This window comes from Streptomyces sp. NPDC051555 (assembly GCF_044454405.1).
Taxonomy (GTDB): Bacteria; Actinomycetota; Actinomycetes; order Streptomycetales; family Streptomycetaceae; genus Streptomyces.
This window is the reverse complement of sequence record NZ_JBITDP010000004.1, coordinates 364,343-383,843: the sequence shown is the minus strand read 5'-3', so window position 1 is coordinate 383,843 and position 19,501 is coordinate 364,343. Positions and strand designations below refer to the sequence as shown.

At 73.6% G+C, this 19,501-nt stretch carries 16 protein-coding genes; 6 read left to right on the top strand and 10 right to left on the bottom strand.

Translation table 11 applies throughout. The features are described from left to right. Window position 1: 1 nt before the first annotated feature. The 6 genes from narH to ACIBEA_RS12880 all read left to right on the top strand — a co-directional run bounded on the left by narH (window position 2) and on the right by ACIBEA_RS12880 (window position 7,711). Complete coding sequence (narH, locus tag ACIBEA_RS12905) at window positions 2-1,531, top strand: nitrate reductase subunit beta (protein ID WP_399260016.1); 1,530 nt, start codon at window positions 2-4, stop codon at window positions 1,529-1,531. Next, entirely contained in the window at window positions 1,528-2,241 is a 714-nt protein-coding gene (gene narJ, locus ACIBEA_RS12900) for a nitrate reductase molybdenum cofactor assembly chaperone (RefSeq protein WP_399260014.1), read from the top strand. Before narH ends, narJ begins: the two co-directional genes overlap by 4 nt. Beyond that, the gene (gene narI / locus ACIBEA_RS12895; RefSeq protein WP_399260012.1) at window positions 2,241-2,966 is read left to right on the top strand and encodes a respiratory nitrate reductase subunit gamma; all 726 of its coding nucleotides are present in this window, start codon (window positions 2,241-2,243) and stop codon (window positions 2,964-2,966) included. Before narJ ends, narI begins: the two co-directional genes overlap by 1 nt. Then, complete coding sequence (locus ACIBEA_RS12890) at window positions 2,963-4,159, top strand: TIGR04053 family radical SAM/SPASM domain-containing protein (protein ID WP_399260010.1); 1,197 nt, start codon at window positions 2,963-2,965, stop codon at window positions 4,157-4,159. The genes narI and ACIBEA_RS12890 overlap by 4 nt, the downstream gene beginning before the upstream one ends. Before the next feature lie 55 nt (window positions 4,160-4,214). Beyond that, window positions 4,215-5,591, top strand: a complete 1,377-nt coding sequence (hemG, locus tag ACIBEA_RS12885; RefSeq protein WP_399260008.1) for a protoporphyrinogen oxidase — start codon at window positions 4,215-4,217, stop codon at window positions 5,589-5,591. A 569-nt stretch (window positions 5,592-6,160) separates the two neighbouring features. After that, window positions 6,161-7,711, top strand: a complete 1,551-nt coding sequence (locus ACIBEA_RS12880) for an alpha/beta hydrolase (RefSeq protein ID WP_399260006.1) — start codon at window positions 6,161-6,163, stop codon at window positions 7,709-7,711. Window positions 7,712-7,783: 72 nt separating this feature from the next. Here the strand turns inward: ACIBEA_RS12880 and moeZ are convergent, their stop codons facing one another. The 10 genes from moeZ to ACIBEA_RS12830 form a co-directional block, all read right to left on the bottom strand. Next, a complete protein-coding gene (gene moeZ / locus ACIBEA_RS12875) occupies window positions 7,784-8,962 on the bottom strand; it encodes an adenylyltransferase/sulfurtransferase MoeZ (RefSeq protein ID WP_399260004.1) in 1,179 nt (392 codons plus the stop codon). Between the two features lie 81 nt (window positions 8,963-9,043). After that, entirely contained in the window at window positions 9,044-9,808 is a 765-nt protein-coding gene (locus tag ACIBEA_RS12870; RefSeq protein WP_399260002.1) for a spherulation-specific family 4 protein, read from the bottom strand. Further along, complete coding sequence (locus tag ACIBEA_RS12865) at window positions 9,796-10,791, bottom strand: NAD-dependent epimerase/dehydratase (protein WP_399260000.1); 996 nt, start codon at window positions 10,789-10,791, stop codon at window positions 9,796-9,798. The genes ACIBEA_RS12870 and ACIBEA_RS12865 overlap by 13 nt, the downstream gene beginning before the upstream one ends. Before the next feature lie 59 nt (window positions 10,792-10,850). Further along, the gene (locus ACIBEA_RS12860) at window positions 10,851-11,981 is read right to left on the bottom strand and encodes a hypothetical protein (RefSeq protein WP_399259998.1); all 1,131 of its coding nucleotides are present in this window, start codon (window positions 11,979-11,981) and stop codon (window positions 10,851-10,853) included. Next, window positions 11,978-13,549, bottom strand: coding sequence for a GT4 family glycosyltransferase PelF (gene pelF / locus ACIBEA_RS12855; RefSeq protein ID WP_399259996.1), 1,572 nt, complete (start codon window positions 13,547-13,549; stop codon window positions 11,978-11,980). Before pelF ends, ACIBEA_RS12860 begins: the two co-directional genes overlap by 4 nt. 204 nt (window positions 13,550-13,753) lie before the next feature. Beyond that, window positions 13,754-15,442: a dipeptide ABC transporter ATP-binding protein gene (locus ACIBEA_RS12850; protein WP_399259994.1), complete on the bottom strand. Its 1,689-nt coding sequence runs from the start codon at window positions 15,440-15,442 to the stop codon at window positions 13,754-13,756. Further along, window positions 15,439-16,428: an ABC transporter permease gene (locus ACIBEA_RS12845; RefSeq protein ID WP_399259992.1), complete on the bottom strand. Its 990-nt coding sequence runs from the start codon at window positions 16,426-16,428 to the stop codon at window positions 15,439-15,441. The genes ACIBEA_RS12850 and ACIBEA_RS12845 overlap by 4 nt, the downstream gene beginning before the upstream one ends. Then, on the bottom strand, window positions 16,425-17,399 hold the full coding sequence (locus ACIBEA_RS12840; RefSeq protein ID WP_399260152.1) for an ABC transporter permease: 975 nt from the start codon (window positions 17,397-17,399) through the stop codon (window positions 16,425-16,427). Before ACIBEA_RS12840 ends, ACIBEA_RS12845 begins: the two co-directional genes overlap by 4 nt. A 5-nt stretch (window positions 17,400-17,404) precedes the next feature. Beyond that, window positions 17,405-19,141 carry an ABC transporter substrate-binding protein gene (locus tag ACIBEA_RS12835; RefSeq protein ID WP_399259990.1) on the bottom strand — a complete coding sequence of 579 codons (1,737 nt, stop codon included), beginning with the start codon at window positions 19,139-19,141 and terminating at the stop codon, window positions 17,405-17,407. A gap of 194 nt (window positions 19,142-19,335) precedes the next feature. Beyond that, the gene (locus ACIBEA_RS12830; protein ID WP_354382332.1) at window positions 19,336-19,431 is read right to left on the bottom strand and encodes an Ms4533A family Cys-rich leader peptide; all 96 of its coding nucleotides are present in this window, start codon (window positions 19,429-19,431) and stop codon (window positions 19,336-19,338) included. Window positions 19,432-19,501 lie beyond the last annotated feature (70 nt).

The following is a 19,501-nucleotide window of genomic DNA, read 5'->3' as shown; positions in this document are numbered from 1 at the left end:
CATGCGCGTCATGGCACAAGTGGCGATGGTCATGAACCTCGACAAGTGCATCGGCTGCCACACCTGTTCGGTCACCTGCAAGCAGGCGTGGACCAACCGGCAGGGCACCGAGTACGTCTGGTTCAACAACGTCGAGACCCTCCCCGGCCAGGGCTACCCGCGCCGCTGGGAGGACCAGGAGAAGTGGAAGGGCGGCTGGGAGCGGACCCGCTCCGGCAAGCTGCGGCTGAAGGCGGGCGGCCGGCTCGCCAAGCTCGGCAAGATCTTCGCCAACCCGGACCTGCCGGAGATCTCCGACTACTACCAGCCCTGGACGTACGAGTACAAGAACCTCACCGAGGCCCCGGCGGGCGACGACATGCCCACCGCCCGCCCCGTCTCGCAGGTCACCGGCGAGCCGATCGACAAGATCGAGTGGGGTCCCAACTGGGACGACAACCTCGGCGGCGCGCCCACCCACGCCCCGCGGGACCCGATCGTCGAGAAGATCCGCGACGAGGTCGGCGAGAAGATCCGCTTCGAGTTCGAGCAGAGCTTCATGTTCTACCTCCCGCGGGTCTGCGAGCACTGCCTGAACCCCGCGTGCGTCTCGTCGTGCCCCTCGGGCGCGATGTACAAGCGCGAGGAGGACGGCATCGTCCTGGTGGACCAGGACCAGTGCCGCGGCTGGCGGATGTGCGTCACCGGCTGCCCGTACAAGAAGGTCTACTTCAATCACCGGACCGGCAAGGCCGAGAAGTGCACGCTGTGCTTCCCGCGCATCGAGGTCGGCATGCCGACCGTCTGCTCGGAGACCTGCGTCGGGCGGATGCGCTACCTGGGAGTGATGCTCTACGACGCCGACAAGGTCGCCGAGGCCGCGTCCGTGGCCGACGAGCACGACCTCTACCCCGCGCAGCTGGAGTGCTTCCTCGACCCGCACGACCCGGCCGTGGCCGCCGCCGCCCGAGCCTCGGGCATCACCGACGAGTGGCTGGACGCCGCACGCCGCTCCCCCGTCTACGACCTGATCGCCACCTACCAGGTGGCCCTCCCGCTGCATCCGGAGTACCGGACGATGCCGATGGTCTGGTACGTCCCCCCGCTCTCCCCCGTCGTCGAGGCGGTCGCGGCCACCGGCAGCGACGGCGAGGACGCGGGCAACCTCTTCGGCGCCATCGACGAGATGCGCATCCCCGTGGAGTACCTCGCCGAACTGATGACCGCCGGTGACGCCTACCCGGTGCGGGCGGTGCTGCGCCGGATGGCCGCGATGCGCTCGTACATGCGGCGGATCAACCTCGGCGAGGACCGCGACGAGTCGATCGCGGCGGCCGTGGGGCTGACCGGCCAGGAGATGGAGGACATGTTCCGGCTGCTGGCCATCGCCAAGCAGGAGGACCGCTTCGTCATCCCGACCGCCGCCCGCGCCGACGCGGACGCGCTCGCCGAGAGCCACCCGCTGGACGCCACCTGCCCCGTGGGCGAGAGCGCGGGATCCGCGCCCGCGCGCGTCCTGCTCAACATCAGCCCCACGAGGAGGACCCCGTGACTCCCGATGCTGTCGTACGACTGGTCGCGAGCTGTGTGTTGCAGTATCCGGGAGACTACTTCCATGACGAACTCCCCCGGCTCCGTGCGGCCCTGGCCGGGGCGCCCGCCGAACAAGCCGCCAGGCTCGGCTCCTTCCTCGACGAGACGGAGGCGCTGACGCCGATCGAGCTGTGCGCCCGGTACACCTCGACCTTCGACACCCGCAACCGCCGCTGCCTCTACCTCACCTGGTGGGTGGACGGTGACACGCGCCGCCGCGGGCTGTCGCTGGTCCGACTGAAGCGGATCTACCGGGACTTCGGGCTGGAGTACACGGGCGAGGAACTGCCCGACTTCCTGCCCGTGGCGCTGGAGTTCGCCGCCCGCACCGAGGAGGCCGGCACCCGGCTGCTCCAGGAACACCGGGCCGGGCTGGAGCTGCTGCGCCTCGCGCTGACCGAGTCCGGCTCGCCCTACGCCCGGGTGCTGGAGGCGGTCTGCACGACGCTGCCCGGCCCCTCGCCCGAGACCCGGGCCGAGGCGAAGGCGCTCGCGAAGAACGGGCCGCCGCAGGAGCTGGTGGGCGCGGGCTCGGCCCTCGAACCCTTCGGTCCGGGCCTCGACATGCCCTCGGACCTGCCCGTCGACCTCCCCCTGGGCCGGCCCACCGACCTGCCCTGGCCCCAGGCCCCGAAGCGGCCGATCGAGATGAAGGACGCGGTGGCCTGATGGACCTCCTCCTGTGGGGCGTACTGCCGTACGTCTCGGTCGCCCTGCTCGTCGCGGGCACGTTCTGGCGGGCCCGGTACGACAAGTTCGGCTGGACCACCCACTCCTCGCAGCTGCACGAGTCGCGGCTGCTGCGGATCGGATCGCCGCTCTTCCACTTCGGCATGCTGTTCGTGATCATGGGCCACGTCGTGGGCCTGCTGATCCCGAAGAGCTGGACCGACGCGGTGGGCCTGAGCGACCACGCCTACCACCTGCTCGCGATCTCCACCGGCACGGTGGCGGGCGTCGCGGCCGCCGCGGGCATCGGGGTGCTGGTGTACCGGCGCTTCAAGGTCCCCGCGGTCCGCAAGGCCACGCTGCGCAGCGACCACGTGATGTACGCGTGCCTGCTCGGCGCGATGGTCCTCGGCCTGACGGCCACGATCCTCAACTCGACCGGCATGACCGACGACTACAACTACCGCACCGGCATCTCGCTCTGGTTCCGCAGCCTGTTCACCTTCCAGCCGGACTACCACCTGATGGCGGGCGCCCCGCTCGCCTTCCAGCTGCACATCCTCTTCGGCTTCACGCTCTTCGCGCTGATCCCGTACTCGCGGCTGGTGCACATGTTCTCGGTGCCGCTGAAGTACCTCTTCCGGCCGTACGTGGTCTACCGCAAGCGGGACCCGAAGCAGCTGGCCAACCGCCCGAGCAAGCGGGGTTGGGAGCGCGTGTCGTGACCGGCGCCCCGCGCACCGTCGTGCGCAAGCCCGTGCACGCGGTCTCCGAACGGCCCTTCATCGTCATCTGGGAGGCCACCCGGGCCTGCCCGCTGGCCTGTCTGCACTGCCGGGCCGAGGCGCAGACCGCCCGTGACCCGCTGGAGCTGGACGGGCGGGACGCCCGCCGGGTCATGGACCAGGTCGCCGCCTTCGGCAGGCCCGGTCCGCTGTTCGTGATCACCGGCGGCGACCCCTTCCAGCGCCCCGACCTGACCGAGCTGGTCGCGTACGGCACCGGGCTCGGCCTGCGGGTCGCGGTCTCGCCCTCCGGCACGCCGACGCTCACCCGGGAGAACCTGGTCGCCGTCCGCGAGGCCGGGGCGATCGCGCTGTCCCTGTCGCTGGACGGGTCGACGGCCGAGCGCCACGACAGCTTCCGCGGGGTCGACGGGGTCTTCGACTGGACCCTGGACGGTTGGCGCACGGCCCGGGAGCTCGGGCTCAAGGTGCAGATCAACACCACGGTGACCCGCGAGAGCCTGGAGGACCTCGCCGACATCGCGGCGGTGGTCCGCCGCGAGGTCGCGATGCTGTGGTCCGGCTTCGTGCTGGTGCCGACGGGCCGCGGCGAACAGTTGGCGTCCCTGACCCCGGACGAGGTCGAGGACGTACTGCACTTCCTCTACGACTGCGGCGCCGTGATGGCCACCAAGACCACCGAGGGCCACCACTTCCGCCGGGTCGCGCTCCAGCGCACGATCCTCGACGCGAAGGGCGAACGGCCGCGGCTCGGGCCGCTGTACGAGCGGCTCATGGCGCGGGCGCACGAGCTGGGCGTCTTCGACGGCGCGCGGCGCACGGTGCGCAGGCCGCCGATGGACGTCTCCTCGGGGCGGGGCTTCGTCTTCATCTCGCACACCGGCGAGGTGCACCCCAGCGGGTTCCTGCCGGTCTCGGCGGGCAACGTGAAGAACCACGCGCTGGCCGACATCTACCGGGGCTCGGCGCTCTTCACCACGCTCCGGGACCCTGAGCTGCTGCGCGGCAAGTGCGGGGCGTGCGAGTTCAAGACGGTGTGCGGGGGTTCGCGGTCGCGGGCCTACGGGTTCACCGGTGACGTGCTGGAGGCCGACCCGTACTGCGCCTACCGGCCGGGGAGCTTCCCCCATCAGGACGAGCTGCGGGTCCTGACCGAAAGCATGAGGCACTGACGCACAGGATTCCCATATGTTTCATATGGGAACATATCGGCCACAGGAGAAGACAATGCGATCAGTGATCGTCGTCGGTGGCGGCATCAGCGGCCTCGCGGCCGCCTGGCAGCTGCGCGGACGGGCGGACGTCACCGTCCTGGAGAGCCACGCGAAGGTCGGCGGCAAACTGCGGACCGGCACCATCGCGGGCATCACCGTCGACGAGGGCGCGGAGTCCCTGATGGCCCTGCGTCCCGAGGCCGTCGAGCTCGCGGCGGCCGTCGGACTCGGGGACGCGCTGTGCGATCCCGCGAAGGCCCCCACCACCATCTGGACCAACGGCGGCCTGCGACCGCTGCCCCCCGGACACGTCATGGGCGTGCCCATCGATCCGGCCGCCCTGACCGGCACCGGACTGCTCTCCCCCGCCGGCGTCGCCCGGGTCGCGGCCGAGGAGACCCTGGAGGCGCCCGCGCTCACCGGGGACTGCTCGGTGAGCGCCTACCTCGCCTCCCGGTTCGGCCAGGAAGCCGTGGACCGGCTGATCGAGCCCCTGCTCGGCGGGATCTACGCCGGACGCGCCGACCGGCTCTCGCTGCGCGCCGCGATGCCGCGGATCGCGGCCCTCGCCGAACAGGGCGGGCCGCTGCTGCCGGCGCTGCGCCGGATGAAGGCGGCGGGCGCGCCGCGCTCGGCGGCCGTCGCCGTCCAGGGCGTGACCGGCGGCACCGGGCGCTTCCCGCAGGCCGTGGCCGACGCGTGCGGTGCGCGGATCCTCACCGGTACGACGGCCCGCTCGCTCCAGCGGACGCCGGCGGGGCGGTGGCGGGTGCTCGCCATGACGGACGACGGGCCGCTGACGATGGAGGCGGACGCGGTGATCCTCGCGCTGCCGGCCTTCGCGGCGGCCGAGCTCCTGCGGCCGCACTCGCCGCAGGCCGAGGCCGAGCTGTCGGGCATCGCGCACGCCTCGACGGCCGTCATCACGATGGCCTTCTCCCGGGCGCAGGCGCACTTCCTGCCCCAGGGCAACGGGTTCCTGGTGCCGCCGGTGGACGGGCACACCCTGAAGGCCGCCTCCTTCCTCTCCAACAAGTGGTCCTGGCTGGGGGCCTCGGCGCCGGACACCTTCGTACTGCGCGCCTCCATCGGGCGGATCGGCGACGAGGAGCTGCTGGACCGGCCCGACCGGCACCTGGTGCGGACCGCGATCGCCGAACTCCACCACGCGGTGGGGCCGATGGGCGAGCCCGTCGCTACGCGGGTGACCCGGTGGGACCGGGGGCTGCCGCAGTACGGGGTGGGGCACCGGGAGCGGGTCTCGCGGATCCGCGAGGCCGCCGGGAAGCTGCCGGGGCTGGCGCTGTGCGGGGCGGCGTACGAGGGGGTCGGCGTGGCGGCCTGCGTAGCCACAGGCCGCGCCGCCGCCCACACCCTCCTCCCCACCTGACCCCGTCCGGCCCCGCCATCTCGTCCCGGCCGGCGGGCACGGCCCGCCCCATCCAGCCCCGCCGGCGTTTGAGGCGCCGCCGGAGGCCCCACCGGCGGGACCGGCCCGCCCAGTCCAGCCCCGCCGGGGGGGGGGGGGCCCCCCGCCGGCGCCCCCCCCGGCCCGCCCCCCCCCGCGCGCCCCCCCCCCCGGGGGCAGCCGCCCCCCCCCCCCCCCGCCCCCGCCCGCCCCCCCGCCGCCCCCCGGGCCGCCCCCCGCCCCCCGCCCCCCGCCCCCCCCCCCGCCGGAGGCCCCACCGGCGGGACCGGACCTGGCCCGGATCCAGCCCGTTGGGCCTGCCGGGCCCGCCAAGGTGGCGCCCGGCTGTGGCCGCGGTTGCCTCCGGCGGCGCCTCAAACGCCGGCGAGGCTGAAATGGCCGCGCCAGGCCGGGCGCTCACCGGAGAGGCTGCGGCAGGCCATGGGCGCTCAGACGCCGGCGGGGCCGAGTTCGGCCGGGCCAGGTCGGTGGGGGTACACGAACGGGCCATGGCGGGGGCGAGGGGGTGAGGGGCGAAGCAGGATGGGGGCATGCCCACTGCCCCGCGGATCACCGCCGTCGCCGCCCTCGCCGCCGCCCTGCTCTCCACCGGCGCCTGCTCCGACGCCGGCAAGGACACCACCAGGGGCAGGGAGAACGCCCCGGGCGCCCCGGCCGCCCCCGCCTGGAAGCCCTGCCCCGCCCCCTCCGCGGCACAGGGCGCCGGCCGAGCGCCCGGCAAGGACTGGGAGTGCGCCACCCTCGAGGTCCCCGTCGACTACGCCGAGCCCGGCGGCGACACCCTCCCGCTCGCCCTGATCCGCGCCAAGGCCACCGGCCCCAAGTCCGCCCGCATCGGCTCGCTCGTCTTCAACTTCGGCGGCCCCGGCGGCTCCGGCGTCGCCTCCCTGCCCGGCGCCGCCAAGGAGTACACGGCCCTGCGCACCCGCTACGACCTGGTCAGCTTCGATCCTCGCGGGGTCGGCCGCAGCGCCCCGGTGCTCTGCGAGAGCGACGCCCAGCTCGACCGTTACTACGCCGCCGACAACACCCCCGCCACCCCGGCCGAGGAGCAGGCGTACCTGGCCGGGATCAAGACCTACCGGGACGGCTGCGTCCGCAATTCCGGCAAGCTCCTCCCCCACGTCGGCACCGAGAACGCCGCCCGTGACCTCGACCGGCTGCGCCAGGCCCTGGGCGACGAGAAGCTGCACTACTTCGGCATCTCCTACGGCACCGAGCTGGGCGGGGTCTACGCCCACCTCTTCCCGAAGAACGTCGGCCGGGCCGTCTTCGACGCGGTCGTCGACCCGACCAAGACGTCGGAGGAGGGCGCCCTGGGGCAGGCGAAGGGCTTCCAACTGGCCCTCGGCAACTTCGAGCAGGACTGCGTGGACCGCGGGGACGCCTGCCGCCTCCAGGGCAGCACCGCCAAGGAGATCGACGCGAACATCGTCAAGCTCCAGAAAGCCCTGGCCGCCAAGCCCGTCGAAGGCGTGGGCGATCGCCTGCTCACCGCTTCCGCCGCGACCAACGGCATCGCCTACGCCCTCTATTCCAAGGAGGGTTGGCCGCTGCTGGAGCAGGGGCTGGACGAGGCCGAGGGCGGCCAGGGGCAGTTGCTCCTCGTCATGTCGGACGCGCTCAACGGCCGCGACGCCAAGGGCACGTACAACAACATCGGCGCGGCCAACACCGCGATCAACTGCGCGGACTCCAAGGAGCGCTTCACGCTGGAGCAGACGAAGGCCAAGCTCCCGGCCTTCCGCGCCGCCTCGGCCGTCTTCGGCGAGTTCCTCGGCTGGGGCCTGCTCGGCTGCACCGACTGGCCGGTCAAGGGGGCCTTCGACACCCCGGACGTGAGCGCTCGGGGCGCCGCCCCGATCGTGGTGATCGGCAACACCGGCGACCCGGCGACCCCGTACGAGGGCGCCCGCAAGATGGTGGAGCGGCTCGGCCCCGGGGTGGGCGTGGAGCTGACCTACAAGGGCGAGGGGCACGGCGCCTACAACAGCGGCAACGCCTGTGTGCAGAAGGCGGTGGACGCCTACCTGCTGAACGGCAAGGTCCCGGCGGCCAAGGCCGTCTGCACCGCGGTCTGAGCCCGGACGCACGGAAGGGCCCCGCCGCGCGCGACGCGCGGCGGGGCCCTTCCCGTACGGAGAGCGGGTCGCCTAGTAGATCGGCTTCTCCGGCTCGATCTGGTGGACCCAGCCGATGACGCCGCCGCCGACGTGCACCGCGTCCGCGAAGCCCGCGGACTTCAGGACCGCGAGGACTTCCGCACTGCGGACACCCGTCTTGCAGTGCAAGACGATCCGCTTGTCCTGGGGCAGGTCCTGGAGGGCGGTGCCCATCAGGAACTCGCCCTTGGGGATCAGCTTCGCGCCGGGGATCGAGACGATCTCGTACTCGTTGATCTCGCGGACGTCGATGATCTCGATCGGCTCGTCGTTGTCGATCCACTCCTTGAGCTGCTTGGGAGTGATCGTCGAGCCGGCGGCCGCCTCCTGGGCCTCCTCCGACACGACGCCGCAGAAGGCCTCGTAGTCGATGAGCTCGGTGACGGTCGCGTTCGGACCGCAGACCGCGCAGTCGGGGTCCTTGCGGACCTTGACCTGGCGGTACTGCATCTCCAGGGCGTCGTAGATCATCAGGCGGCCGACCAGCGGGTCGCCGACGCCGGTCAGGACCTTGATGGCCTCGGTGACCTGGATGGAACCGATGGACGCGCAGAGCACGCCCAGCACGCCGCCCTCGGCGCAGGAGGGGACCATGCCCGGCGGGGGCGGCTCCGGGTACAGGCAGCGGTAGCACGGGCCGTGCTCGGACCAGAAGACCGAGGCCTGGCCGTCGAAGCGGTAGATCGAGCCCCAGACGTACGGCTTGTTCAGCAGCACGCAGGCGTCGTTGACCAGGTAACGGGTCGCGAAGTTGTCCGTGCCGTCGACGATCAGGTCGTACTGGCTGAAGATCTCCATCACGTTCTCGGCTTCGAGCCGCTCTTCGTGGAGGATCACGTTCACGTACGGGTTGATGCCGAGCACGCTGTCGCGCGCCGACTGCGCCTTCGAGCGGCCGATGTCCGCCTGGCTGTGGATGATCTGGCGCTGCAGGTTCGACTCGTCGACCTCGTCGAACTCCACGATGCCGAGGGTGCCCACGCCGGCCGCGGCCAGGTACATCAGGGCGGGGGAACCGAGGCCGCCGGCGCCCACCGCGAGCACCTTGGCGTTCTTCAGGCGCTTCTGCCCGTCCATCCCGACGTCCGGGATGATCAGGTGGCGGGAGTACCGACGGACCTCGTCAACGGTGAGCTCAGCAGCTGGCTCTACCAGGGGTGGCAGCGACACGGGCACTCCAGGCGGGTCATCCCCGCACCAGCGGGGAGCATTAAAGTGTTGTTCTGTTCCGCAACACTGCCACGGCCCACTTCATTCCGAGACACTCGTCCCGATCCGCGAGACGATTTCGTCCCAGTACCCGGGCATCGAGGCCCACGGGTCGCTGCCCGCACGCGTTCCGAGCCGGTCCGTGAACCAGATCGTGCCCGCTCCTTGCCACCGGGCGACCCGCACGGCCTCCTCCAGGTGCGTGCGCGGCACCCCGTGCACGAAGTGGCAGAACCGCTCCGGCGGATGGTCCGCCGTCCACTCCGCCACCTGCGACCAGCGGTAGTCGGCCCAGCTCCCCGAGAAGGTGACCAGCTGGTCCGCGGCCTCGGTGTAGCCCTCGTACGGATGCGTGCCGTGCCCGAGCACCAGGTGCGGGCGGTGCCCGCCGGTCCCCAGCGTGCGCAGGGTGTCCGTCAGCTTGCGCACGGCGTCCAGTCCGGCCCGGTCGGCCGGGGCGTCGGCCAGGTAGAAACCGCCGACCCGGTACCAGTCGACGAAGCGGTGGGCGTCCGAGACCAGCTCGCCGAAGGACCGCTCGCCGTCCCGCATCGCGAGATGACCGAGCACGGCGGCGCCCGTCTCCCGGAGCCGGACGGCCGCCTGCGAACAGTGCGGGTCGGGCCGCTGCCCGGGGCCGTCCGCCACGTTCAGGACGGCCCAGTGCAGCGGGGTGCCGGGGCGGGACAGCTCGGCCCACTCGGCGGGCGCGACCAGCGGGTGCCCGTACCCGGGGACCCCGAGGCCCAGCCGGCCGGCCCCGGTGGCCGCCTGCCGCGCCCCGGGCGGGGTGGTCAGATGCGGCACGCCGCCTCCATCCAGATGTCCGCGAGCGATTCCTCCAGATTGATCCGGGGCCGCCAGCCGAGCCGGTCGCGGGCCGTGCGGACATCGGCCTGCTGCCAGGTGCCGCAGCCGTCCGGGTACGGGTAAGGCGGCGGGGTCGCGGCCAGTTGCTCGGCGGTCGCCTCGGCGCGCGGGGAGCCGATCGCGGCCAGCCCCGCCGGACGGCCGGGGTGCGCGTGCGGCTGCTGCGGGCCGTCGAGCTCGTGGATGGCGCCGCCGTAGCCCGCCACCCGGGCCAGGACGGCGGCCGCGTCGCGCAGTCGGACCGCGCGTCCGGTGCCGATGTTGACGACGCCCTGCGCGGCGGAGAGCGAGGCCGCGTGCACGGCCCGCGCCACGTCGCGCACGTCGACGAAGTCGCGCTGCACGCCGAGGCCGCTGAGCTTCAGCTCCGAGTCCCCGGACTGCATCGCCCGGCGCATCGCCTCGGCGAGCCGGCCGAGCGGGGACCCGGCGGGGGTGCCGGGGCCGACGGGCGAGAACACCCGCAGCACGACCGCGTCGAGGCCGGACCCGAGGACGAGTTCGGTGGCGGCGAGCTTGCTGACGCCGTACGGCCCGCCGGGTCTCGGCACGGCGTCCTCGGCCGTGGACGACCCGGGCTGGCTGGGACCGTACTCGGCCGCGCAGCCGAGCTGCACCAGCCGGGCCCCGCAGCCGCTGCGGCGCAGCGATTCGCAGACCGTCGCGACGGCGACGGTGTTGTGCCGGGTCAGCTCGCGCGCACCGCCGCGGGTGGCCCCCGCGCAGTTGATCACGACGCCCGGGTGGACGGCATCGAGGAAGCGGGTGAGCGCGCCGGGACTGCCGGTCGCGAGGTCGAACCGGACGTCGGCGTCGTCGCCCCGGCCGAGGGCCGTGAGTTGGACGGCGGGGTCGGCGAGCAGCCGGTCCGCGACGTAGCGGCCGAGATACCCGTTGGCTCCGATCAGCAGCACCCTCATCGCGCGGCCCCGTGGTCGTTTGGCTGGCCGGTCATGTCTTCTTCTCCTTGTTGGCGCGGTCAGGTCTGTGCGTGTGCGGATGCGCGGGAGAGCGCGACCGTGGCGTGGACGAGCAGTCCGGCGGCGGCCGCCGCGGCGGCGACCGGGTTCGGGATCAGCGCCACCGCGAGGGCGATGGCGGCCGGGACCCGGTGCGGCGTGTGGCGGACCAGCAGCCGGGTCAGGAAGAGGAGCACCGCGAGCGGCACGGCGACCGCGAGCGGGGCTCCGAGGAGGACGAGCGGGACGGCCGCGAGGGCGGTGAAGCAGAGCGCCGCCCCCACCAGCAGGGGCCGCGCGCCCGCCGCGAAGTCCTCCAGCGCGCGGCTCCCGGCGAGGCGGCGGCGCGCGCGGGCCGTGAAGGCGGCGTCGCACCAGTGCGCGGGGGCGGCCGCGAGGGCGAGGCCCACCCCGAGGGGCGTGCCCAGCGGCGTGCCGAGCCGGTACACGGCGTATCCGGTGGCCGCGGCGGCCAGCAGCTGGGGGAGCCAGGGGTGCCGGCGGCCGCGGGGGCGCGGCCGGGCGAGGACGCCGACGGCGAGCGCGACGGCGAGGACGGCCACCCAGGGGGCGGGCCCGCCGAGCAGGTCGGCGCCGAGCGCGAGGGCGCCGGGGGCCATCGCGTACGCCGCCCCCCGCAGGTCCGCCCGGCCCGCGCCGGCCGGGGCGGCGGTCCGGGGGGCGTCGGGGACCTCCCCGCGCGGGACGCGGGCGTAGAGCTCCTCGGCGAGGGAGAAGACGTCCCGGTGGCGGAACCGGGCGGCGGTCCGGTCGGTGATCCCGTGGGCCTCCAGTCCGGCGGCGATCTCCAGCGGGTCGACGGCCCGCTCGCACAGCTCCCGGTGCCGGTGCATCAGTGCCTTGACCGGGTCCCCGCTCGCGCGGCGCCGTCCGGTGACGACCCGGCCCGGGCGCGCGTCGGCGTCCGGCGCGGGCCCGGCCGCCGGGGCGGGGTGCGCCGCCGGGGCGGGCTCGGGCGATAGCTCGGGGTCCGCCGGCGGCGGGGGCGCGAGCCGCAGCACGAGCGTGGTCTCCACCGGGTCGGCGCAGGGCTCCGGGTCCGCGCAGGGCTCCGGTTCGGGCGCCGGGACCAGGACCGGGCGCCGGGCCAGGTCGAAGAGGGACGGGGTGGTGTCCGGGTGGGTCGTCATACCGTCGCCTCCGGGGACGCGGCCCACGTCGGGGTGGTCCAGTGGCCCGGCACGCGGGCCTCCGGCGGATGGGTGAAGGGGGCGTCCGCGGGCGGGCAGGCCGCGCCGTCGGCGATCAGCTGGAGGTAGATCTCCCGGAAGGCGGCCACGTTCTGCTCGACGGTGAAGAGCTCCAGCGCCCGCGCCCGGGCCGCCGCCCCCAGCCGCCGGGCGCGCTCCGGATCCCGTAACAGGGTCAGACAGGCGTCCGCGAGGGCGCGCGGATTGCGCGGCGGGACCACCAGTCCCGTACCGCCGATGACCTCGCGCACCGCCCCCACGTCGGTGGAGACCGTGGCGCGGCCGCAGAACATGGCCTCGACGAGGCGGATCGGGAAGCCCTCGACCACCGAGGACAGCACGGTGACCGGGGCGCAGCCGTAGGCGTCGGGCAGGGCCGGGGTCTCCGGCCCGCCGATCTCCTCGAAGGTGACGGGGCTCTCGCCGACGGTCACCGCGTCCGCCGCCTCGTCGGGGAAGAGCTGGGCCGCGAGCGAGCGGCAGTCGGCCAAGTACCCCGGCGCCGCCGCGGTCGCGAAGATCCGCAGACGGGTGTCCGGTTCGGCCCGCCGCACCTCCGCGAACGCGTGCAGCAGCGCGATGAGGTCCTTGGCCGGTTCTATCCGGCCGACCCACACCAGGGTGGCCGGGTCGCCGTGGTCGGCGGCCTCCCCGACGGTGGCGAATCGGTCCGCCTCCATGCCCGGGTAGACCGTCCGCAGCCGCTCCCGGCCGGCCCCGCACTTCTCCTGCCAGCGCCGCGCGTGCGCGTTGCCGGGGGTGAGCAGGTCCGCCCGGGCGTAGATCTCGGCGGCGAGGCGGACCTGGAAGGCGCCGAGCAGGGCCCGCAGGGCCGGGCGTTCCTCCGCGTGCTCCAGGTAGTGCGCCCGGAGCTGGACGCCGTACTCCGTGACCAGCAGCGGGACTCCGAAGAAGCGTTTGGCCACCAGCCCGGGCAGTGCGGCCAGCCCGCCCGCCGCCGCGTGGCAGACGTCCACGGCGCCGAGTTCCTCGTACCAGTCCAGGCTGAGCGGGCGCAGGGCGCGCTCCAGCTCGTCGACGAAGGCGAGCAGGTCGGGCACCTGCGCCGCCCGGACGGCGCGGCTCGCGCCCGGTGCCCGGCAGCCGGCCTCGACGGCCCGCACCGCGGTCTCGGAGCGCACCGCCGCGTACAGGCCGCCCTGGTCCCGGGCGAGTTCGGCGAGCCCGTACAGTCCGGCGGCGAACGCCTCGGCGTCGGCGGCGGCGATCCCGCGCACCAGGTCCGTGAAGCAGGCCAGGAAACGGCGCCGCTCGCGGCGCGAGTAGCTGCGGCCGTCGTCGTCGGGGGCCCACAGGGAGGCCGTCCGCACCCGCGTGACGTGGGCGGGCAGCGGCACCCGGCCGCGCTCCTCCTGCCCGGCGCTGCGGCTCAGCGCGTACAGCTCGAACTCGTGCTGCGGAAGCCCGCGCACCAGCCGGTCGCACCAGAGCCTCGCTTCGCCCGTCGCATACGGATAACCACCTTCCGTGAGCAGTGCGATCCGCACGAGTGGCACCCCCGATCTCCCGTTCAGGCGGCCTCCGTCGGTCCGGTGACCCGCCGCGAGAACTCAAGCGGATATGCCGAAGGCGCGACGGACGGTTGTCCGTCGCGCCACCGGAAGGGGTGAAGAGTCGTAACTTTCCCGTACGGTTCGCGTTCGACCGCGCTAAGACTGGTGCACTGCCTGGTACACGGCCCAGTGCGCGGCCTAGTGCGCAGGCTGGTGCGCGGCCTCCTTCTGCCGGGCCCGGGCGGCGCGCCGCCCGGCGGCCAGGGTCGGGTCCAAGGAGGGAACGGCCGCGAGCAGTTGCCGGGTGTAGGCGTGCCGCGGCCGGTCGTAGACCTCGTCCACCGGGCCCTCCTCGACGACCTCGCCGCGGCGCATGACCACGACCCGGTCGCTGACCTGCCGGACCACGGCGAGGTCGTGCGCGATGAAGACGAGCGCGATGCCGCTCTCCCGCTGGATCTCCGCGAGCAGGGCGGTGACCTGGGCCTGCGTGGTGACGTCGAGTGCGGAGACCGGCTCGTCGCAGACGATCAGTCGCGGCCGGGGGGCGAGCGCACGGGCGATCCCGACCCGCTGGCGCTGGCCGCCGCTGAACTCGTGCGGGTAGCGGTCGTGGTGCGCCGCCTCCAGCCCGACCCGGACCAGGAGTTCGCCGACGCGGGCCCGGATGACGGCCTCGTCGCGCTCGCCGGCCGCGCGCAGCGGGTCGGCGATGGACTCGCCGATGCTGCGGCGCGGGTTGAGGGAGGACACCGGGTCCTGGAAGACCATCTGGACGCCGGAGGCGATGCCGGAGGTCTCGCGGCCCTCGTGGCGGACGGTACCGGCGGTGGGGTCCAGCAGCCCGACGAGCATGCGCCCGAGGGTGGACTTGCCGCTGCCGCTCTCGCCGACGATGCCGAGGGTCTCGCCCGCGGCGACGGTGAGGGAGACCCCGTCGACCGCGGTGACCCGCTTGCCGCGCCGCCCGAACTCCCGTCGCAGGCCGACCGCTTCGACCACGGGCGTACGCTCCCCCGCGGGCGCGCCGGTGGTGCGCGGGGCGTCCAGCCGGGGCACGGCCGCGAGCAGCTCCTTCGTGTACGGGTTCCCGGGCGCGGCCAGCACCCGCGCCACCGGGCCGTGCTCCACGGCCCGCCCGTGGCGCATCACGAGCAGCTCGTCCACGCTCTCGGCGGCCACTCCCACGTCGTGGGTGACGAGCAGCAGGCCGAGGCCGCGCTCGGCCCGCAGCCCGTGCAGCAGGTCGAGGATCTGGGCCTGCACGGTGACGTCGAGCGCGGTGGTCGGCTCGTCGGCGACGAGCAGCCGGGGTTCGCAGGCCAGCGCCATGGCAATGAGGGCGCGCTGGCGCATGCCGCCGCTGAACTCGTGCGGTCGGGCGCGCGAGCGGCGCACCGCGTCCGGGATGCCCACCCGGTCCAGCACCTCGACCGCCCGGGCGCGCGCGGCGCGCCGGGAGACGTCGGCGTGCACCCGGTGGACCTCGGCGATCTGGTCGCCGATGGCGTAGTAGGGGTCGAGGGAGGTGAGCGGGTCCTGGAAGACCATCGCGGCGACGCCCCCGCGCAGCGCGCGCAGCGCGGCGGGCGGGGCGGCCCCGACGTCGGTCCCGGCCACCCGGACCGTGCCGGAGAGCCGGGCGCCGGTCCCGTGGTGCAGGCCGAGCAGGGCGGCGGCGACGGTGGACTTGCCGCTGCCGGACTCGCCGACGACGGCGAGCGCGCGCCCGGGTTCCAACGTGAAGGAGATCCCGTCCACGGCCCGTACGTACTCCCCCGGCGCGCCGACGGGGAAGTCGACGGCGAGGTCGACCACCTCGACGAGCGCTTCGGCCGGGGACGGGGGCGGAGCCGAGGTCGGGGGCGTGGTCGTCGTCCCGGTCATGTGAGCACCACCCGGCGGTCGGCGGCGGCGTACAACAGGTCGGCCACGGCGCCCGCGATGACGACGGCGGCGCCGGTGACCAGCACCACACCCACCACGACGGGCAGGTCCACGACCCGGACCCCGTCGATCAGGGTCTTGCCCAGTCCCGGGATGCCGAAGAGCGACTCGGTGAGCACCGCGCCGCCGAAGAGGGTGCCGAAGTCGACCGCGCTGAGCGCGACGACCGGCGCCACCGCTCCGCGCAGCGCGTGCCGGGTGACCACGCGCCGCTCCGCCACGCCGTAGGCGCGGAAGGTGCGAATGTGGTCCTCGGCCAGCGTCTCCAGGGTGGAACTGCGGGTCAGCCGGGCGTATTTGGCGCTCTCGAAAAAGCCGAGGACGAGCCAGGGCAGCAGCATGTTCCAGGCCCACTGCTCGGGGTCCTCGCCGAAGGGCACGTAGGTGGGGAACGGTAGCCATTGGAGGTAGGCGCACACGACCATCAGGGCCAGCAGGCCGAGGATGAAGACGGGGGTGCCGGTCCCGGCGAGGGTGAGCACGGTCAGCACCCGCTCGGTGATCCCGCCGCGGCGCAGCGCGGAGAGGAGTCCGGTGCCCACCCCGACGGCGAGCCAGATCACGAGGGTGCCCACCGCGAGCGAGGCGGTGGCGGGCAGCCGCTCCAGGAGGAGCTCGGTGACCTGCTGGTCGTTCTGGTAGGAGAAGCCGAGGCAGGGCGCGTCGCAGTGGACGAGCGCGGCGCCGCCGGAGTAGTCCCGGCCGGCCACGATGCCCTGGAGGAAGTGCAGGTACTGGACGACCACGGAGTCGTTCAGCCCGAGCTGTTCGCGGACCTGGGCGATCTGCTGCGGGTTGCAGCGTTCGCCGCAGGCGAGCCGGGCGGCGTCGCCGGGGGCGAGGTAGAAGAGGAGGTAGACGGCCACGGACAGGGTGAGCAGCACCAGCAGGGCGCCACCGGTCCGTTTGAGGACGAAGCCGATCACGCCCGTCGCTCCTTTCTCGACCCGATCCGCAGACGGGATTCCTCGCGCGGATCGAGGGCGCTGCGGACGGCGTCGCCGAGCACGGTGAAGGCGAGGGTGGTCACGAAGAGCAGCCCGGCGGGCAGCAGGACGTACATCGGGTCGGCGCGGAACCAGGTCTGGGCCGAGGAGAGCATCTGCCCCCAGGAGGGGGTCGGCGGTTTGACCCCGACACCGAGGAAGGACAGCGAGGCCTCGGCGACGATGCTGACGGGGAGCAGGATCGCGGCGAAGGTGATCAGCGGCGCCGCCAGCGAGGGCAGCAGCTCGCGGCGGGCGACGCGCAGCCGGCCGCTGCCGCCGAGCCGGGCCGCGGCGACGAAGTCGAGGCCGCGCAGGGCGAGCGCCTGGGCGCGGACCATGCGGGCGGTCGAGCCCCAGCCGAGCAGCCCGATGATCAGGACGAGCAGCAGCGGGCGCGGGAAGTCCGCGGGGACGACGGCGGTGAGCGCGATCCCGAGGACGATCGCCGGGAGGCCGAGCATCACGTTGGTGAGCCAGTCGATGACGAGGCCCACGGGCCGGCTGCCCAGTGCGGCGGCGAGTCCGGCCACCAGCCCGGTCAGCACCTGGACGGTGGTGGCCCCGATGGCGACGAGCAGCGAGATCCGGGCGCCGTAGGCGAGCCGGGTGAACAGGTCCCGGCCGGTACCCGGTTCGACGCCGAGCCAGTGGTCGCCGGAGACCCCGCCGAAGGAGCCGAGGGGGACCCCGCCGCGGGCCGAGTCCACGAGGTCGTCGTGGTAGGCGTTCGGGTCCTGGCCCGCGAGGTGGGCGAGCAGCGGCGCGGCGAGGGCGACGAGGACGAGCAGGGCCAGCACGACGGCGGCCACGAGGGCGCCGGGACGGCGGCGCAGCCGCCGCCGGACCTGGCGCGCGGCGCCCGCGGCCGGGGTGGTGACCCCGGCCGCGGACGCCGATCGTTCGGATATGAGGGTCACTTGACCGAGACCTGCGAGATGTCGAGGACGCCGGTCCAGTCGCTGATGACGACGCCCTTGACGTCCTTGCCGACGAGCCGCTTGTAGACCGGGTGGAAGAGCGGGACGTCCAGGGCCTGCTCACCGATCTTCTTGTCGAGGGCGCCCCAGCGCTTGCCCGCCGCGGCGAGGTCGGTCAGCTTCGCGATCTCGTCGATCTCGGTGTTGACGGCCGGGTCGTCGAGCTGGGCGTGGTTGTAGTTGGAGCCGTCCTTGACGATCTGGCGACCGTCGAAGATCGGGGCGAGGAAGGGGGCGCCGGAGGGCCAGTCGGCGCCCCAGCGGGAGAGGAAGAAGCCGGGGGTGCTCTTGACGTCCCAGCGCTTCTGGTTGAAGGCGTTGTTCTCCAGGCCCTCCAGCTTGACCGTGATCCCGGCGGCGGCCAGCGCCTGCTGCACGGCGGTGGCGACCTCGGGGCTGGTCTGCCGGTTCTGCGCGGTGGAGTGGGTCAGCGTGATGGTGAGCCCGTCCTTGAAGCCGGCCTCGGCCAGCAGCTGCTTGGCCTTGGCCGGGTCGCCGGTCTTCCCCGCCGGGAAGTGGTCGTAGGCGGCGTAGCCGAAGGCCTCGCGCTCGGGCAGGAAGGTGGTCGCGGGCTCGGCCAGCGCGGAGCCGCCCGCCGCGTTGATCACGCTGGTGCGGTTGATCGCGTACGAGATGGCCTGGCGCACCTTCGGGTTGTCGAAGGGGGCCACCTTCGGGTTGAAGGCCAGGTAGTTGATGTAGCCGAAGTGGCCGGTGCCGACCCGGGCGGCGAGGTTCTTGTCAGCGCCGATCTGGGCGAGTTCGGCCGGTCCCAGGTTGGTGTCGGTGGTGATGGCGGCCGCGTCGGCGCCGGAGCTGGTGGAGAGCCGCTGGTTGATGACCGCGGAGTCCAGGCCGGAGCGGACGTCGATCCTGTCCGGGTAGGCCTTGCGCTCCTCGTCGGTCTTCGGGTCCCAGTTCTCGTTGCGCTCCAGGGTCAGGCGTTCGCCGTCGTTCTCGTTCTTGACCACCTTGTACGGGCCCGAGGAGACCGGGTGCTCCTCGTACTTGACCCCGGTGTCCTTGGCCTTGGGGACCGGCGCGAACTGGGTCTGGGTGGCGACGAAGGGGAACTCGCCCTCGGGCTTGCGCAGCTTGAAGGTGATGGTCCTCGCGTCGGGCACGACGATCGAGTCGAGGCCCTTGCCGCCGTCCTTGTACGGGCCCTGGTAGGTGTCCCCGCCGATCAGCCAGTCCCTCAAGTAGGGCGCACCGCCGGAGAGTTCGGCGGCGAAGGAGCGCTCGATGCCGTACTTGACGTCGGCGGTGGTGATCGGGGTGCCGTCCTCGTACTTCAGCCCGTCCTTGAGCGTGTACGTCCACTCGGTGGCGTCGGCATTGGCCTTGCCGGTGTCGGTGGCGAGGTCGGGCACCACCTTGGCGCCGGCGGCGCCGTCCTCGCGGTTGCGGGTGGTGAGCGTGCGGAAGACCAGCGAGGGGACGTTGCCGCCGCCGGAGGTGTACAGACGGGCCGGGTCGAAGTCGCTCTGCGGCTCGTTGTTGAGGACGGTCAGCGTGCCGCCCTTCTGCTGCGAGCCGGTGGCGCCGGACGCGGCGGCGCCGGAGCTTTCCCCGTCGCTGCCCTTGGGGCCGCAGGCCGCGGCGCCCCCGGCCAGTACGAGGCTGACGGTGACCGCGGCCAGGCGGCGCGATATGTGGGAGTGACGGAACATCGGAAAAGGGACCTCTCGGCGTGATGGGTCGAACGGGAAGGGCCGCGCGGGGGGCGACGTCCGACCGTCCGGCCACCGGGCCGTCAGGCCGACCGAAAGGGGATCAGGGACATGCGGAGCCGCACCCGCGGGCAGGGAGTGCCCGGGCGCGGCGGAATGACGTGAAAAGGGGTCGTCGCGCGCTCAGGCAGGCGTCAGCGACAGAGGATGTCGGCCACGCTGTGCGCGGCCACACCGAGGAGCGCCAGCTCTATGGCGGCGCTCGCGGTCATGGTGTGGTGGTGCGACATGCGGAGAACCATTGCCGACCATCGAACACCTTGTCAATCCGGCCCCGCGCCCCCCACCACCACGAACCTG